17 protein-coding genes and 1 pseudogene are annotated in these 17514 nt (G+C 42.1%); 15 read left to right on the forward strand and 3 right to left on the reverse strand.

Features of this window, described 5'->3' with window-relative positions; genetic code table 11:
* The first annotated feature begins 215 nt into the window (after positions 1-215).
* Complete coding sequence (locus tag B9L23_RS05385) at positions 216-1088, forward strand: IS982 family transposase (protein ID WP_089097015.1); 873 nt, start codon at positions 216-218, stop codon at positions 1086-1088.
* Between the two features lie 113 nt (positions 1089-1201).
* Here the strand turns inward: B9L23_RS05385 and B9L23_RS05390 are convergent, their stop codons facing one another.
* Positions 1202-1606, reverse strand: a complete 405-nt coding sequence (locus B9L23_RS05390) for a LysM peptidoglycan-binding domain-containing protein (protein ID WP_281255483.1) — start codon at positions 1604-1606, stop codon at positions 1202-1204.
* Between the two features lie 42 nt (positions 1607-1648).
* Positions 1649-1819: pseudogene (locus B9L23_RS21340) on the reverse strand (FlgD immunoglobulin-like domain containing protein); the annotation flags it as partial.
* 356 nt (positions 1820-2175) lie between these two features.
* On the opposite strand from B9L23_RS21340, the gene B9L23_RS05395 reads away from it, so the two are divergent.
* The 4 genes from B9L23_RS05395 (at position 2176) to B9L23_RS05410 (ending at position 6474) form a co-directional block, all read left to right on the forward strand.
* Positions 2176-3198 carry a LacI family DNA-binding transcriptional regulator gene (locus tag B9L23_RS05395; RefSeq protein ID WP_089097017.1) on the forward strand — a complete coding sequence of 341 codons (1023 nt, stop codon included), beginning with the start codon at positions 2176-2178 and terminating at the stop codon, positions 3196-3198.
* 164 nt (positions 3199-3362) lie between these two features.
* Positions 3363-3938 (forward strand): hypothetical protein, encoded by a 576-nt coding sequence (locus B9L23_RS05400; RefSeq protein ID WP_245842293.1) that lies wholly within the window; start codon positions 3363-3365, stop codon positions 3936-3938.
* Between the two features lie 195 nt (positions 3939-4133).
* Positions 4134-5645, forward strand: a complete 1512-nt coding sequence (locus B9L23_RS05405; protein ID WP_089097018.1) for an McrB family protein — start codon at positions 4134-4136, stop codon at positions 5643-5645.
* Between the two features lie 19 nt (positions 5646-5664).
* The gene (locus B9L23_RS05410; RefSeq protein ID WP_169712518.1) at positions 5665-6474 is read left to right on the forward strand and encodes an McrC family protein; all 810 of its coding nucleotides are present in this window, start codon (positions 5665-5667) and stop codon (positions 6472-6474) included.
* Between the two features lie 130 nt (positions 6475-6604).
* On the opposite strand, the gene B9L23_RS19905 is transcribed toward B9L23_RS05410, so the two are convergent.
* Entirely contained in the window at positions 6605-6790 is a 186-nt protein-coding gene (locus B9L23_RS19905; RefSeq protein ID WP_245842362.1) for a hypothetical protein, read from the reverse strand.
* Between the two features lie 405 nt (positions 6791-7195).
* Here B9L23_RS19905 and B9L23_RS05415 point away from each other — a divergent pair, with 405 nt between their 5' ends.
* The 10 genes from B9L23_RS05415 to B9L23_RS05460 all read left to right on the forward strand — a co-directional run bounded on the left by B9L23_RS05415 (position 7196) and on the right by B9L23_RS05460 (position 17510).
* The gene (locus tag B9L23_RS05415; RefSeq protein ID WP_015863264.1) at positions 7196-7756 is read left to right on the forward strand and encodes a cupin domain-containing protein; all 561 of its coding nucleotides are present in this window, start codon (positions 7196-7198) and stop codon (positions 7754-7756) included.
* Positions 7757-8327: 571 nt separating this feature from the next.
* Positions 8328-9113 (forward strand): SDR family oxidoreductase, encoded by a 786-nt coding sequence (locus tag B9L23_RS05420; RefSeq protein WP_015863265.1) that lies wholly within the window; start codon positions 8328-8330, stop codon positions 9111-9113.
* A 136-nt stretch (positions 9114-9249) separates the two neighbouring features.
* On the forward strand, positions 9250-10116 hold the full coding sequence (locus B9L23_RS05425; protein WP_015863266.1) for an NAD(P)-dependent oxidoreductase: 867 nt from the start codon (positions 9250-9252) through the stop codon (positions 10114-10116).
* Positions 10117-10245: 129 nt separating this feature from the next.
* Positions 10246-11451, forward strand: coding sequence for an acyl-CoA dehydrogenase (locus B9L23_RS05430; RefSeq protein ID WP_062753571.1), 1206 nt, complete (start codon positions 10246-10248; stop codon positions 11449-11451).
* Between the two features lie 17 nt (positions 11452-11468).
* Positions 11469-12248: an SDR family oxidoreductase gene (locus tag B9L23_RS05435; protein ID WP_089097020.1), complete on the forward strand. Its 780-nt coding sequence runs from the start codon at positions 11469-11471 to the stop codon at positions 12246-12248.
* A gap of 18 nt (positions 12249-12266) precedes the next feature.
* Positions 12267-13886, forward strand: a complete 1620-nt coding sequence (locus B9L23_RS05440; protein WP_089097021.1) for a long-chain-fatty-acid--CoA ligase — start codon at positions 12267-12269, stop codon at positions 13884-13886.
* A gap of 111 nt (positions 13887-13997) precedes the next feature.
* Positions 13998-14564, forward strand: a complete 567-nt coding sequence (locus B9L23_RS05445) for a TetR/AcrR family transcriptional regulator (protein ID WP_062753568.1) — start codon at positions 13998-14000, stop codon at positions 14562-14564.
* A gap of 120 nt (positions 14565-14684) precedes the next feature.
* Positions 14685-15740 (forward strand): phosphotransferase family protein, encoded by a 1056-nt coding sequence (locus tag B9L23_RS05450; protein WP_062753566.1) that lies wholly within the window; start codon positions 14685-14687, stop codon positions 15738-15740.
* 9 nt (positions 15741-15749) lie between these two features.
* On the forward strand, positions 15750-16508 hold the full coding sequence (locus B9L23_RS05455; protein ID WP_089097022.1) for a 2-phosphosulfolactate phosphatase: 759 nt from the start codon (positions 15750-15752) through the stop codon (positions 16506-16508).
* 27 nt (positions 16509-16535) lie between these two features.
* Positions 16536-17510 (forward strand): quinone oxidoreductase family protein, encoded by a 975-nt coding sequence (locus B9L23_RS05460; protein WP_089097023.1) that lies wholly within the window; start codon positions 16536-16538, stop codon positions 17508-17510.
* The last annotated feature ends 4 nt before the right edge of the window (positions 17511-17514 follow it).

Genomic DNA, 17514 nt, shown 5'->3' on the forward strand with positions numbered 1-17514 from the left:
GTTGTTTTTCCAAAAATTAACTTTTATCTACACTGTTTAGAAGAAAATAGGGGAATATGAAATTAAGATGAAAATTGGATGATAAGAAAGCCGTAAACTTTTTTTGCATTTATATTATAACCCGTGGTGCTAGATAAAATCAGACAAGCATAAAAAATAGCCCTTGCATGAGGATCTCCTTAAAATGAAAGTGCGACCAAACATTTAAAAGGAGAATTCACGTGCAAGAGCAAACAGATCGTGTCAAACTTCAAAAACAATATGCATCGATTTTGCTTTTTATATCGGCTCAACTATCGAGTATCCAGATTCCTCTTCAACGTCGAAATCGTCATTTGTTGAAACAGGAAGACGAAGTCATCATCACCGTCCATGTCCTTGGAAAGTTGTTGGGCTTCACTTCCGAACGGGCTTGGCATCGGTTTGTGATTGGGAATTTGTTTCCCAAGGCCTTGTTCCCTGAACGTTCTCGGTACAACCGTCGCTGCCGGGCGCTTAGCTTTGCGATCAAGTGGATTCGGCACCAGCTGGCCAAGCGCGGGCAACACCATGCGTATGCGGTCGTGGACAGCTTGCCGATCGAGCTGTGTCATTCAGCTCGAATGCATCGCGTCAAACGGTTTCGTGGAATTGCCGATATTGGCTATTGTGCTTCCAAAAAGACCGCTTTCTATGGGTTGAAACTTCATCTGCAGGTCACCGACCAAGGGCTTCCGATGGGATATGTCGTCACCGAAGCGTCTTGTCACGACCGGGTGGCCGCTGAAACCGTCATGACGCAAATTCCACATCTGTATAACCTAGGTAACAAAGGGTATATCAGCCAAAAGCTGCAAAAGAAGCTGTACGAAGAGCACCGAGTCGCTTTTTGGACGCCCGTTCGAAAAAATCAGCGAATTCGCCAATCGGACGCATGGAAACAGTGGATGAAGCGAAAACGTAAAGTGGTGGAAACCGTGTTTTCGATTTTAGTCGATTCGTATCGGATCACCGAGATTCGAGCGAACTCGGTTTCTGGATTTGAAACGGCACTGGATGGTATTTTACTGGCTTACTCGCTTGTTGTTCTTGGGCTAGTTGAGCGTTAAGACTCAACTAGCACCACGGGTATATTATATTCTTATTGGGCCAAAAATCGTTAAAAAACCGGCCCATCTTTTTCATCCAGAGATGGCCATTAAATATTATTTTGTTGGGATCGTTAATCTTTGTCCGATATACAGATATACAAATGTTTGTTTTGATCTAATTTGTTTGCGTCAACAATCGCTTGAATGGTCGTTCCATATTTTTGCGCGATTTTCCATAACATATCTCCGGCCTGAACAGTATGAATGATCGTTTGACTTTCTGTTCCTGGATTAGGATTCGATCGAGTCGCAATGGCTGATTTTTTTGCATATCCATTGTATCCTCGATCATTCTGCCAGAAGTTTACCTGATACCATTGATCTGTTTCGTCAACGATGGTTACCTTGGTTCCTGATGGAATGATCGTCATTGTTTCATATTCATCGCCAGGTCCTTTTTTCACATTTGCCTCAGCAACCGTCGTTCCGAATATATCAGCCAAAGTGGAGCGTTTTGCTGGATCTTCCAACCACATTTCATTCCCCGCAAGATCTGTTAAATGAAAGACAAACGTGTAAGCCCCGTAAGGAGCAGCTGCCCCATTATTGTCCTTTCCATCCCAGCTTTTATGGTTCCAGTCCTTTTTTAAAAGACCAAAATCCAGTACACGCACGACTTTTCCGGATTCATGTTTAACGTACACTTGTACATAGGAATCTTCACTTAAGTTAAATGATAAAGTTGTAGATTGACTTCCTTCATATGGTGAAAAATGTTATGAAACTGGCTTATTACCGCTTAAAATATGGCCTACATTTGCAAAATGAATTAACCTAAATCTGTCAAAGCAAATTATCATGACATTTTTACTATAACGAAAAAAGTTGTTCATCATGTAGAGAACGTTGTTGACCTTATATTAAATTTTCTTAATATTATAAAAATATTGTTGATTTTTATAATTCAGAATGATAATATCTCATTGAGAGATAAATTTAAACGTTTACATAAAAATATTGAATAGTAATTTCATAACAACATAATTTAATAATATTTCTAAAAATAAAATGTAAACGTTTATATTTTGTTTTGGGGGATCTTTTGATGGAGCATAAACCAACAATAGAGGATGTCGCGAAACTAGCTAATGTATCAATCGCAACTGTTTCAAGAGTCATAAATAATCAAGGGGGTGTAAGAAAAGCAACAGAAGAAAGAATTCTGAAGGCTATTGAGGAGCTTGGTTATATCCGTAGCGCAGTGGCAAGAAGTATGAAAAGAAAAGAAACATATACAATTGGAGTTATTGTACCGGATATTAAAAACCCATTTTTTCCTTTAGTGATTTCTGGGATTGAGCAAAAAGCTAGAGAAAAAGGATATTACACCATCCTTAGTAGCACGAATGAATCTCCAATTGTAGAAGAAGAGATTGTAAAAATTTTTATTGAACGAGGGGTCGATGGGGTAATTATCACTACTGCTAATGAAGATGGAGACCATATTAAATTATTACAGGAACAAGGCATACCGGTTGTTGCTGTAGACAGAGCGATTAAACGCTTTGATGTGGATACAGTTCTTGTTGACAATGTGAACGGGGCATATCTTGCTGTCCGTCACTTAATTTTACAGGGACATAAAAAGATTGCTATTATTTGTGGACCACAGGAAACTACACCTGGTTATGAAAGATTTTTAGGTTATAAAAAAGCTTTAGAAGAATATAACATACCTTTAGATGAAAGCATGGTTAAACAAGGTGACTTTATGGAAGCAAGTGGATATAAAGCAACACAGGAACTATTCACTTTAAAAGAAAAGCCTACTGCCATTTTTTCTTCTAACAATTTAATGACAATTGGTTGTTTGAAAGCATTAATGGATTTAGATTGGAAATTAGGTGAAGAAGTTTCTTTTATTGGATTTGATGATGTGGATATCGCTACATTTATAAAACCTAAATTGTCAGTCGTGTCTAGACCAATGACGAATCTTGGTGAAATTGCATTTCAATTATTGTACGAACGAATACATTTTAAAGAAAATTTGCCAAAACGAAAATATTTATTATCCCCGGAGCTAAAAATTAGGGAATCTTGTCGTTTAGGTAATTTAATTTTCTAAACGTTTACATTTCAATAAGGAGCATTCCTGTTAGAAAGGTTTTCGGGGACTTGAAAGAAAAAAGCCCTCTTGGTATGATGCAGGGGTGTCAACAAACACCTAACATCAGACCAAGGAGGACTATACAATGAATTATACACAAAATTTTTTTGATGGCAAAAAAGATGAAGGCATGGATAAAAACGATTCGTCAACTCTTCTCCTCTGAAGAACTGACCCGTCTGGCACGGAAAGTCGGATTCATTCAGCGGCAGCGTTCATTAACAGCGGAAGCCTTTCTGACGCTATGTGCTTGGGGAGACGGATCGCTCGCCTGTCAGTCGCTTCAGCGGTTGTGTGCCGATTTGGCGCTCTGGCATGATTGCTCTCTCTCGAATGAAGGACTGAATCAGCGGTTTACGCCTCGTGCCGTGGCGTTTTTAAAAGAGGTCTTTTTTACTCTCCTGATGCATCAACGTCCGGCACTCTCTTCCATCACCGAGACGTATCGCGCTTGTTTCACCCGTCTGCGGATCTTAGACTCTACCAGTTTTTTACTTCCGGCCGACTATGGTGAGGACTATCAAGGTTCGGTTTCATCTGGCGCCAAAATCCAATTTGAGTATGAGCTGTTATCGGGATTCATAGGACTCTCTCCTCCTGTTTGTAGTGTGGTCAATGAACATCTTACCAGGGAGAGAGTCCTTTTTTCATGTTTCCTGCTTGGGATCCTACCGCGCTTCGCTTGGTGGCCCCGATGAGGGGGGATTGCGAACCTACGTTCCCAACCCCCTCATCGGGGAACTTCTAAGAATTTTTCCCACAAACATTTTACTCACACTTATCTATTTTATCCAGATAAACTATTACCAATTTATAGTATTCCGGATATTCAGTTATTTTTATCAGCATTAGGTGTTCCAAAAGAGCAATGGAAACCTTATAAAGATGATAGTGTGGCATTAAACCGATTATTAAAAGAAACGATTGAAAAGATTGATCCATTATCGATGTGGCATCCTGTGAAAGTGATGAACTTCCTTTATTATACGTTAAAGAAAGGGAAAACACGTTATGTAAAGGTTGCACCAGGAAGAAATGCGGAATTTTGGGGAGAATGCAAGGAAGGAAACTATATCTCCATTGGTTGGGATGAAGTTGGGGATTTATCAAAATACCCTGATTATCATGAATTTAAAGCCGCATTTCAAAAGTTGTATTATCGCGATAACGCAAAAAAAGCTACAGAAAAAGCAAATGAAGTGTGGTTATTTTACTCTTTAGAGCCGGGAGATCGTATCGTGGTTAACAAGGGAACATCGCAAATCATTGCGATAGGGACTGTCACAAACGAAGGTTATGAATTCCGTGAAGACCTTCCAAAACATAAACATACGGTTCATGTCAAATGGGATGAAAACTTTTCACCGGTAACAATTCCGGAACAAAAATATTGGGCATTTAAAACTGTGTATGAGCTGCAAGAAAAAGAGGTTGAAAAATGGCTTAAAGGAACTCATCAACCTCCTTCTGTTAAGAATGATGAAAATCCACCAAGCTTTACTGAAGCGGAGGAACTATTTTTTAAGCGGATGCAAAAAGTGTTAGAACGCAAGGGACAATGCATTCTTTACGGACCTCCGGGAACAGGTAAAACGTATTCTGCGCGGCGCTACGTTGAATGGAGTCTTTATCAGCTAGACATTAGACAAACGAAAGGCTACGCCGAAATTTGTACGTTCCATCCATCTTATACATATGAAGATTTTATAGAAGGATTTAAACCAATTTCAACGAAACATGGGCAAGTATCATTCCAATTGGAAGATGGCGTGTTTAAGCGTTTTTGTGAAAAAGCAAGACAAAATCCAGGGGTTCCCTTTTACTTTATTATTGATGAATTAAACCGTGGCAATATCCCAAAGATTTTTGGTGAACTCATTACGTTGCTCGAAAAAGACAAACGTAATGTAGAAATTGTTCTTCCCCAAAGCAAGGAATTGTTTTCTATACCAGAAAACGTGTATATTATTGCGACAATGAATACATCCGATCGTAGTATTAAAATGATGGATGCAGCGTTGAAAAGACGATTTGCGTTTATCGAGTGTTTGCCTAATTACGATGTCATTGATGGAGTCATTGATGAATTAACGTATAGTCCTGCTATGATTTTAAAAGCGATTAATCAAAAATTGATTGAAAAAGGCGGACGTGATAAGCAAATTGGTCACTCGTATTTCATGAAACATGGTGAGCAAATCACAACAATTGAAGAGTTAAAAGAGGTATTTGAGTTTGAAATTATTCCGTTATTGCAAGAATATTGCTTTGATAATTATGAAGAATTAGCTTACTTAATTGGAGAAGAATTTGTCAATGTGGAAGAAATGAGAATTAACACCGATTTGTTTACTGGACAAGATGATGTGTTTATTAATGCTATCAATAACATTGTAAAAGGGTAATGCTATGGAGACATATGTAGTGGCAGAATATGGTTCACTTAACATAAAGGATTATGTTTTAACAGAAAAAGAAAAAGAATATTTGAATAACATGATGAGGTTATCTGCTACTCCTCCATTCAAATGGTACGAAATGAAAAATGGACTTTATTTTGAGTTTTCAAGTTGGATAGGAGTTCTTGAGCTTGAAAGGGTGCGAATAGTTATTAAACCTAAATTTAATCGCGGATTTCATGATGTTGTCGATATGCTGTTGTTTTGTGAGGATTTGCCTCTATCTTATGAGCACGCAACGATGGCAGCGTATGACTCTCATTCACTTATGGAGATGATTGCACGGTTATTTGTAAAAGAAGTAGAAATGATTCTGAATAAAGGAATTGTGAAGGAATATATAGTCGAAGAAGACAATCTTACTTGCCTTCGTGGGCGGGTAGATATTCGGCAGCATTTAAGAACCAACTTTATGACACCAACCAAAGTATATTGCCGATATGATGAGCTGGATACGAATATATTAGAGAATCAAGTTATTCGAATGGCCCTTGAGGTTGTGAAACATTTTTCCTTAACAAAACAAACAATGAGGCAGATTAACCGTCTTGCCGATGAATTTATGATGATAGCCGATCCATATTTTAGTTATGAGTGGCCGAACTTCTCTTATCACCGATTAAATCAGCACTATGAAAAGGCTCATAAGTTAGCTTATTATATTTGGAAACAAATATACGTAAACCAACTTTATCAATTTCAATATCGAAGTCATTATTCTTATTTGATAGATATGAATGAGTTGTTTGAAAAATTTGTAGCTAAATTACTGTAGATGAGCAAATTCACTAACATAAATTTACATCCATACAAAAAAGGAGACATGAACCCGATTCCTTGATTAGAATAGATGTGTCACCAAACCATTCTCAAGGAGGTTCATGTCTCATGAATAGACTACCACATCACCAAGGAATCGACAAGTTTTTCGCAATGCAAAGCCGCTGGATTTTCGTTTTGGAAAAGGTTCTGGAGCGAAAAGCAATCTCGCTAATATAGTTGCATGCTTGGTTAAACCGTTTCATTGTTTCCAGCAGCGCATGAAACTGTTCAAGAGTTGGCATTAATTTAATCTTGAGAGTGCAGAGCATTCTTGATTCACCTACCTTTCTAAATCCAGTGTACTTATATTGAACAAAAAATTCAATATATACTGAAAATATAAACCCCGCCTTCCTCCCACAGCTAAAGCAGTGGGCTTCCGACGGATGTTCTCGTGACAAACCATGTATTATGCACCATCTGGTTCAGCTGGTAACTCGCATTAATGATGCCGCCGGCCCCAGCCGGTATGAAGATGATCATGCCCATGACGGCAGTGAAAAAAACACATATATACATGACTAATATGTGTTCCCCTTTTTTAAAGGGCCATTTAATTGAGTACAATGTTTTGGACCAATAACGATTTCTTTAAATAAATAACCCTGAATTTAAGTAAATTCCTTGAACATAGTGCATAGGATAATTTATAAATCTGCGAAGGAGTGAGAAAAATGTACTATGTTCCTTTTATGTATCCATATCCTTATTATATTAACGTACCAATGTATAACTATGGAAGACAGCCTGTTTACTGGTCTATTCCTAATGAGATAGGGCATGCAAAACGATTGGATTTTTTGCAATCATCAAAGGGAAGAGATAAAATTGAGTTAAAAGATTATGGACCAAAACCGTTTGTAGTTAATATCAACGAGGCTGCGAAGCAAAACAATACGTATCGTACCGCTTTATGGACAGGAAATCATTTGCAAGTTACATTGATGAGTCTCAATGTTGGCGAAGATATCGGTTTGGAAATTCACCCTGACGTGGATCAATTCTTACGTATTGAACAAGGTCAAGGGATTGTTCAAATGGGCAAGAGTAAAGATAATTTAAACTTTGAAAGAAAAGTCTATGATGATTCTGCCATTATGATACCTGCCGGAACATGGCACAATGTAATCAATATAGGTAATATCCCGCTAAAACTTTACTCGATATATGCACCGCCAGAACATCCACGTGGTACTGTACATGTAACAAAAGCCGATGCTATGGCAGCTGAATAAAACTACTGTAAGTAATAAAAAGAAGAATGTGGTTGCTATTATTAGTCTTGCGAATTAGGGAACTATTTTGTATGTTTGTTATTCAATTAATGAGAGCGATGCTTAATAAGGGGCATCGCCTTTGCTATTTTAACAAATGCATCATTCTCAAGAACCCGTCTTATTTTAATTAAACGATCCCTTCATCATTTGTTGGTGTCGCATAGATGCAGAATGGTTGGCTAACGGATGGCGATAGTTGAACAAGACATACAAAAAAGACCGATTGATTTCGGTCTTCTTTCTGTGGTTTAAAAATCAACATTAGAATTTAACAGAGCCTTTTTGAAAAAAACGATGCATATCAGCGTATCACTTCTTTAGATAGAACAAGAGATTTGTACGGCATTATCCCCTACAGGTATACAGCGAAAAAAAAAGAACATTTGGTATGATGTTGGATTCTACCCGGGGGGATTTTTTGTGCAAAGAAAGAACAACCCCTTTTTAATCTATACAAGAAAGAAGGAAAATCACTAAAATGCAGCGAATAACTTTAAATAAAAACATGTATAACTGAGGAGGAAAAGCTATGGAGTTGCGCTTGTCGGGGAAAACAGCACTTGTCGTCGCTTCCAGTCAAGGTCTTGGTAAAGCAATTGCCCGTCAGCTTGTGCTCGAAGGGGCAAATGTCATGATTACAAGCCGAAATGAAGAGAAGCTGCAAGAGGTGGAAAAAGAATTACGTGATTTACATAAAGGACAAGTCGCCCACCTTCAAGCAGATATTACGAAGGCAGAAGATATTCGTCGTCTTGTGCAAAAAACGGTAGACATTTATGGAACCATCGATTTATTGGTGAACAACGCCGGGGGGCCTCCTGCGGGAACGTTTGAAACGATCAGCGACGAAGATTGGTATCATGCGTTTGAATTGAATTTGCTTAGCTATATCCGCATGATTCGGGAAGCGCTTCCGTACTTAAAGAAAAAAGGAGGAAAAATTGTCAACATCGCTTCTTCCTCCATTAAAGAGCCGATTCCGGGGCTGCTTTTATCGAATACATTCCGCACTGGCATCGTCGGTTTGACGAAAACATTAGCTTTTGAATTCGCACCGTACAACATTTTAATTAATACGGTAGCACCGGGACGAATCGCAACAGAGCGGGTCGCATTTTTAGACAAAATCAATGCGGAAAAACTAGGAATTTCGAAAGAAGAAATGGAAGCGCGCATGAAAAGTATGATTCCTCTTGGCCGTTACGGCACACCGGAGGAATTTGCCAATGTCGTTACATTCCTTCTTTCAGAGGCAAACACATATATCACAGGGCAGTCTCTTATTGTTGACGGCGGGATGGTAAAAGCGATTTAATATAGTGCGATGAGGAATTCAATCGAAATACAGCCGCTTTTGAAAAAAGAAAGATAGCGCCTTGGTTCATTTCCAAGGTACTTTTTTATGTTATGATAAACATGATTCATTCAAATGCAGGGAGGGGAAGAAGACAATGAAAACAATCGGCTTTATCGGTCTTGGTGTGATGGGAAAAAGCATGGCTCGCAATTTGCTAAAAGCAGGTTATCCTCTTCTTGTTTACTCACGAACAAAAGAGAAAGCGAACGATCTTATTGAAGAGGGAGCAGTTTGGAAAGAAACAGTTGCACAACTTGCAAAAGAAGCGGATGTTGTCATCACAATGGTTGGATATCCAAAAGATGTGGAGGAAGTATATTTTGGAGAAGAAGGCATACTGGCAAACGTAAAAGAAGGTACATATGTGATTGATATGACCACATCTACTCCGACGCTTGCGGAAAAAATTTATCAGGCGGCGAAAGAACGAAATGTTTATGCGCTTGATGCTCCTGTTTCAGGCGGAGATATTGGCGCAAAAGAAGGAAAATTAACGATTATGGTTGGCGGAGATGAAGAAGTATTTTCCGCGTGTAAACCGATTTTAGAAAGATTGGGAACGAACATTGTTCATCAAGGAAAAGCAGGTGCTGGCCAACATACAAAAATGTGCAATCAAATCGCAATTGCATCGAACATGATTGGCGTTTGCGAGGCGCTTGCCTATGCGAAGCGTTCAGGATTGGATCCGTTTAAAGTGCTAGAAAGCATCTCCCAGGGAGCGGCGGGAAGCTGGTCGCTGAGCAATTTAGCCCCTCGCATGCTTTCCGGCGATTTCAAGCCGGGCTTTTATGTGAAGCATTTTATTAAGGATATGAAAATTGCGTTAGAGGAAGCAGAAAAAATGAATTTGCAACTGCCAGGGCTTGCGCTTGCGAAATCGATGTATGAAGAACTGGCAAAGGCAGGGGAAGAAAACAGTGGCACGCAAGCTTTATATAAGCGATATATCCAAGAATAAGCAGACATCATCTTTATGATGATGTCTTTTTTGTTATTTATCTAAAAATATTGAATATTTTTATAAATAAGGGTATAGTAAAGATAAGGTTACATACTAACCGGTTAGTATAGAAAGGGATGGGGAAGAATGGATTTTTCGTATTCACCGAAAGTCAAAGAGCTGATTAAAAAGTTAAGCGCTTTCATGGAAGGTTACATTTATCCAAATGAAAAGGTGTATAAGGAGCAACTAAACGCACAAGAATCGAGATGGTCTGTTCCGCCGATTATGGAGGAATTAAAAGCAAAGGCGAAAAAAGAAGGACTTTGGAATTTATTTTTGCCGGACAGCGAATACGGGGCAGGGCTGACGAACTTGGAGTATGCGCCGCTTTGCGAGATCATGGGGCGCTCGTTGATTGCGCCGGAAGTATTTAATTGCAGCGCTCCTGACACAGGAAATATGGAAGTGCTCGTCCGCTACGGCACGGAAGAACAGAAGCAAAAATGGCTGATTCCGTTATTAAACGGGGAAATCCGTTCCTGTTTTTCCATGACAGAGCCAGACGTTGCCTCCAGTGATGCGACGAACATTTCTGCAAGCATTGTCCGCGATGGCGATGAATACGTTATTACTGGACGGAAATGGTGGTCGTCAGGCGCTGGCGATCCGCGCTGCAAAGTCGCGATTGTCATGGGAAAAACGAACCCGGATGCCCCGAAACACGAACAGCAGTCGATGATTATTGTTCCGCTCGATACGCCAGGAGTAAAAATTGAGAGGATGCTGCCGGTGTTTGGCTATGACCATGCCCCACACGGCCATGCAGAAATTACGTATGACCATGTCCGCGTCCCGAAAGAAAACATTATTTGGGGAGAAGGAAAAGGATTTGCCATTGCCCAAGGACGCCTAGGCCCAGGGAGAATTCACCATTGCATGCGGCTGATCGGAGCGGCCGAGAGGGCGCTTGAATTGATGTGCCAGCGCGTGCAAAAGCGGGTTGCGTTTGGGAAACCGATCGCAGAACAAGGCGTCATTCGCGATTGGATTGCCCAGTCACGGATCGAAATTGAACAAGCACGGCTGCTTACATTGAAAGCGGCATACATGATGGATACGGTGGGCAATAAAAAGGCGAAAAAAGAAATTGCGATGATTAAAGTGGTAGCGCCAAACGTTGCCTTAAAAGTGATTGACCGGGCCATCCAGGCATTTGGAGCCGCAGGAGTCAGCGATGACTTCCCGCTTGCCGCTCAATGGGCGAATGCGCGCACATTGCGTCTTGCCGACGGGCCGGATGAAGTGCATAAAGAGCAAATCGCCAAATTGGAATTACGACAATATCAATAAAAAAGGAGAGAAATAGCATGCATGTACTAGATTTGTTTAAAATATCTGGAAAAACGGCGATCGTTACCGGAGGAGGGCGCGGGCTTGGCGAACAGATCGCCATCGGCTTGGCGGAAGCAGGAGCGAATGTGGTCGTATGCTCGCGCAAAGTAGAAGCATGTGAACAAGTGAAAGAAAAGCTAGAACAGCTTGGCGTAAAAGCGCTTGCATTAAAATGCGATGTCACGAATCCAGAGGATGTACAGCGCGTCGTGCAAGCGACGGTCGATGAATTTGGGCAAATTGACATTTTAGTCAATAACAGCGGCGCGACGTGGGGGGCGCCGGTAGAAGAAATGCCGCTTGAGGCATGGCAAAAAGTCATCAATGTCAATGTGACCGGAACGTTTCTCATGAGCCAGGCGGCCGGCAAAGTAATGATCAAACAGCGGAGCGGCAAAATCATCAATATCGCTTCTGTCGCAGGGCTTGGCGGAACGAATCCGGAAATATTAAATACGATTGGTTATAACACAAGCAAAGGGGCTGTTATTACGTTTACGAAAGACTTGGCCGTAAAATGGGGAAGATACGGAATTCATGTCAATGCAATCGCACCGGGGTTTTTCCCAACGAAAATGTCCAAAGCCGTCCTTGAGCAAGTGGGACAGAAAGTGCTGCAAAATACGCCGTTAGGACGATTTGGCGGAGAAGATGATTTAAAAGGAGCGATATTATTTTTAGCGTCTCCGGCCTCCGATTTTGTGACGGGATCGTTAATCGTTGTCGATGGCGGAAGCCACGCCTCAGGATCTTAAAAAAGGAGGAATGGGAAAATGAATGAAAAGAAAGCGGCGGCATTATATCCAGAGAATGTATCGTTTCAGTTTGATATTCCCAACATCACATTATGTGATATTTTGCAAGAGCAAGCCAGGCAATATCGCGACAATCCAGCATTGACTTTTTATAATAAAGTGATTACGTACGGCGAGCTAGTCCATGCGGTGAATAAATTTGCCTCGAACTTGCAGCAGCAAGGCATCCAAAAAGGTGACCGCGTTGCCATTATGCTGCCAAACTGCCCGCAGTATGTGATCGCTTACTATGCGATTTTACGAATCGGCGCGATTGTGACGCAAGTAAATCCGATGCTTGTGGAGCGCGAGTTAATCCACTTGCTGACCGATTCAGGAGCGGAAACGATCGTGATTTATGATGCCCTTTACCCACGGCTGCAGGCGGTGCGCAAAGATACGCCAATCAAGCGGGCCATCGTCGTCAGCTTCCAGCCGCTATCCTCTAGCTCCCTAGATACGAACGATGTGACATTTGAACAGTTTCTTGCTCAAGGAAGCGGAAGCGTACAGCCGGTGTCGATCGAGCCGGAGCACGATGTTGCCGTTCTGCAATATACAGGAGGAACAACAGGACGTTCCAAAGGTGCGATGTTAACTCACCGAAACATTTTAGCAAATGTCATGCAATGTGCTGAATTTTTCAAAGGAACGTATGAGGTCGGAAAGGAACGTTATTTAACCGTCATTCCGCTTTTCCATGTGTTTGCAATGACATCGGGCATGAATATGGCGATTTATGTCGGCGCCAACAACATTTTATTGCCGCGCTTTGAACTGAAGGAAGTGTTAGAGACGATTAAAGAGAAGCAGCCGACTGTGTTCCCTGGGGTGCCGACAATGTATGTCGCAATTACGAATACGCCAGGGGTGGAGCAATACGGCATTAACAGCATTAGAACGTGCAACAGCGGCAGCGCGCCGATGCCGCTCGAGCTGATGCGGGAATTTGAAGAGAAAACCGGCGCTGTCGTGTTAGAGGGATACGGTTTGTCGGAAGCATCGCCAGTGACTCACTGCAATCCGCCGTTTGCGGAAAGAAAACCGGGAACGGTCGGCATCGGCATGCCAATGACGGAGTACAAAATTGTCGATGTTGCCACCGGAACAGAAGAGTTAAAACCAGGGGAAGTAGGCGAACTCATTATTCGCGGACCGCAGGTGATGAAAGGATATTGGAACATGCCGGAAGAAACAGCGGTGGCACTTCGGGATGGATGGCTATATACGGGTGACTTGGCAACGGTTGATGAAAAAGGATATGTAACAATCGTCGACCGGAAAAAAGATATGATTATTGCCGGCGGTTACAATATTTATCCGCGTGAAATTGAAGAGGTGCTTTACGAACATCCGGCAGTAAAAGAAGCGGTGGCGATCGGCGTGCCAGATGAGTACCGCGGTGAAACGGTAAAAGCGATCATCGTATTAAAAGATGGAAAAGAAGCAACAGAAGAAGAAATTATCGCGCATTGCCGCAAAAATTTAGCCGCCTACAAAGTGCCTCACATTGTCGAGTTTCGCGCCGAATTGCCAAAAACAAACGTCGGCAAAATTTTGCGCCGCGCTCTTCGCGAAGAGGCGCTCCGTTCAAAATAAAGAAAGAAGTGCGTTCTTCCAAAAGCGGTCAAGTCACATGCTTGTTGTCTTATTGGCTTGACCGTTTTATGATAATGGCAGGAATAAACATGACAGGAAAGGTGGAAGAGCGTGAAGGAAAAAATTATGGCGGCAGGCATTATGCTATTTGAACAAAAAGGATTTAGCGAAACTTCCATTCAAGATATTGTGGATATGCTCGGCGTGACAAAAGGAACATTTTACTACTATTTTAAAAGCAAAGAAGAATTATTAATGGATATCCATCTTCGCTATATTGAAGCACTGCTTGAAAATCAAAAGAGAATTATAGAGGATTCTACAAAAACAATAAAGGAAAAAGTGTTTGAAATCGTCTATATGCTTATTCATAACATTGAAAAACAAGGAAGACAGGCACGTATTTTTTTCCGGGAAATGAAACATTTAAATGAAGATCATTTAAAGAAAATTGTAGAAAAGCGGGATTTGTTTCGTTACAATCTGCAATTGTTAATAGAAGAAGGGATGAGAAACGGCGAGTTCCGTGACGATTTGCCGCCTTCCATTGCAACGTTGACCGTTTTAGGAGCGGCAAACTGGAGCTACCAATGGTTTCAGCCGGATGGGAAATTGAGCGATTTCGAAGTGGCGAAACATATGGTTTCGATTTTACTGGAAGGAATAGAGAAAAAGTAAAGAGTGCCGCTGCTTGGTGTTTGCATGCCAAGTAGCTTTTTTGAAACATACTAACCAGTCAGTAAAAAAAGGATAAAGGATGAATATGCCAAACGCTCGTAATGGAAAGGAGAAATTGCCATGACGGCGATCATTCCTGTACGTAAAGGAGAAGAACTGCCTGTTGAAAAATTGACCGATTTTTTGAGAAAAACATTGCCGGATTTTCCGGAGGGCACGCTGCAAGTGAGACAGTTTTCCGCTGGACGCTCCAATTTAACGTATTTGCTGTCATGCGGAGAGTGGGAAGCCGTTTTGCGGCGGCCGCCGTTTGGCCCCGTTCCGCCGAAGGCGCATGATATGAAGCGGGAAAGCACATGGCTGACGGAAATTCATCCGATTTTCCCGCTGGCGCCGAAACCGTTATTATTTTGCGAGGATGAATCGATTATTGGCAGTCCATTTTTTGTGATGGAGCGTCGCCATGGCATTGTGCTAGATACGGAGTTTCCAGCGCACATTGTCCCGACAGAAGAATTATGTCGGAAAATCTCGGAAACGATGGTGGATACGCTCGTACAAGTACATCAGCTTGATTATACAAAAACGCATCTTGTCGAGATGGTAAAGCCTAAAAGGTTTATGGAACGGCAAGTACATGGATGGATTCAGCGCTATGAGCGGGCGAAAACGGATGAGATTAAAGAAGTGGAAGCGCTGACGAAATGGCTTGTGAGTCACGTTCCGGAAAACAGCGAAGCGACGATTATTCACTATGATTATAAATTAAACAACGCGTTGTTTGCCGAAGATGATGTCACGCAAATGGCCGGCTTGTTTGACTGGGAAATGTCCACCGTCGGCGATCCGCTTGCCGATCTGGCTGTGGCGATGAGCTACTGGATTGAAAAGGACGATCCGCCGCAGTTGAAAAACGGATTTGGCAGAACGCCGGTTACCGTTTATCCTGGCTTTTATACGCGCGAGGAATTTATTCGGGCATACGCAGAAAAAAGCGGACGGGATATTTCGAATATGCACTTTTATTTAACGTTTGCTTATTTTAAACTCGCTGTCATCGCCCAGCAGATTTATTATCGCTACCGCTGCGGGCAGACGAATGACGAACGCTTCCGCAATTTTGGAAAATTTGTTCAGTCACTCATCCAACATGCATGGCAGCTAGCAATGCGCTGAGGTGAATCCATGGCAAAAGTACATGTCGTCTTTCGCAAAGAAGATATTGATGAAACAGCTTTAGCAGATGGAAAAATAGCGGTTGTGTTCGATATTTTGCTCGCTACTTCCACGATTACCGCCGCCCTTTCGTTTGGCGCTGCTTCCGTTATTCCAGTGCGAAATGCCGAGGAAGCCCGGGAAAAAGCGAGCCTGCTTCCAAACGGGAGCTATGAGCTTGTCGGCGAGTACGAAGGCCGGACGATTGATGGCTTTCGATCTACGGCACCGCTTTTTTTGCAAAAGTTCTGTCCGGGAAAAACGATTATTTTATCCACGACGAATGGCACGGTGGCGATCCGCAAGGCGATGCACGCCAATCATCTTTACGTCGGTAGCTTGCTGAACGGACCGGCGCTTAGCGAGCATATTTGCCGACGGCATGCATCGGAAACGATTGTCGCTATCTGCTCCGGTTCATCAGGAAGATTTTGTTTAGAAGATTTTTATGGTGCTGGTTATTTTATCTCTTGCCTGCTTCAATGCGGCGTTTCTACCCGCGACTTGTCCGATAGCGCCATGGCGGCGTGGCTCTTTTACGAAAAATACAAGACGGAAAACGCGGGGAAAACAGTACTTGCCTCTTCACGAGTCGGAAGATGGATGATGGTCCATGGCCTTGAATCAGACATTGATTATATTAATCAGCAAGGAGTGCTCTCTGTTATTCCATTTTTTCAAAAAACGGCATCGGGAGGAGAAATTCACGATGCAGCGAGGTGCTCATAATGAATATTAACGGAAGGAGAATGAGGGATGAAAGTTGTCCAATTTACAAAATATGGAGATCCGGAAGTGCTGGAAATGGTTGAGATGGAACGCCCGATTCCAACCGGACGTCGCGTGCTTATAAAAGTGGAAGCGATTGGAGTAAACTATGCGGACACCGCACGTCGGGAAGGACATTATGTCGTTCCGACTCCGCTTCCGTTTATACCAGGAGCGGAAGTGGCTGGAGTCGTGAGCGAAGTCGGCGAAGATGTTACCTCTGTTCATATCGGGCAGCGTGTCGTTGCATTAATCGAATCAGGTGGGTATGCTGAATATGTCAACGTAGATGAGCGTGGAGTGATTCCTATTCCCGATGAACTTGATTTTCAGCAGGCAGTTGCTCTTCCTGTTCAAGGATTAAGCGCGTACCATATTTTAAAAACGATGGGACGTTTAGAAGAAGGAGAGACGGTATTGATTCATGCTGCGGCAGGGGGAGTTGGAACGCTCGCTGTTCAGCTTGCGAAAATTTTTCGTGCCGGAAACATTATCGCTACGGCTAGCACCGAAGAGAAAAGAGCACTTGCTAAACAGCTTGGAGCGGATGCAGCAATCGATTATACCAAAGAAGGATGGAAGGACGAGGTTCTTGAATATACGAACGGAAAAGGAGTAGATGTGGCGTTAGAGATGGCAGGAGGAGATATTTTTCACCAGACACTCGATTGTTTAGCTCCATTTGGACGGCTTGTCGTTTATGGTGTGGCGAGCGGTCAATTTACACGCATGAATCCAGCGCGTCTGATGGGAAAAAATTTATCTGTCATCGGCTTCTTTTTGCCGCAAATAATGAGAAAATCAGAGTTGTATCAACAAAGTTTGCAAGAATTATTGACCTATGTTCAAACAGGAAAACTGATATTGGCGATTGGCGGTGTTTATCCGCTCGAGCAAGCGGCTGAAGTACATCGTCTTCTTCAATCACGAAAAACGCATGGAAAACTCATCCTTGTTCCATAGGGAA

The sequence above is a fragment of the Parageobacillus galactosidasius genome, from assembly GCF_002217735.1.
GTDB classification, from domain to species: domain Bacteria; phylum Bacillota; class Bacilli; order Bacillales; family Anoxybacillaceae; genus Parageobacillus_B; species Parageobacillus_B toebii.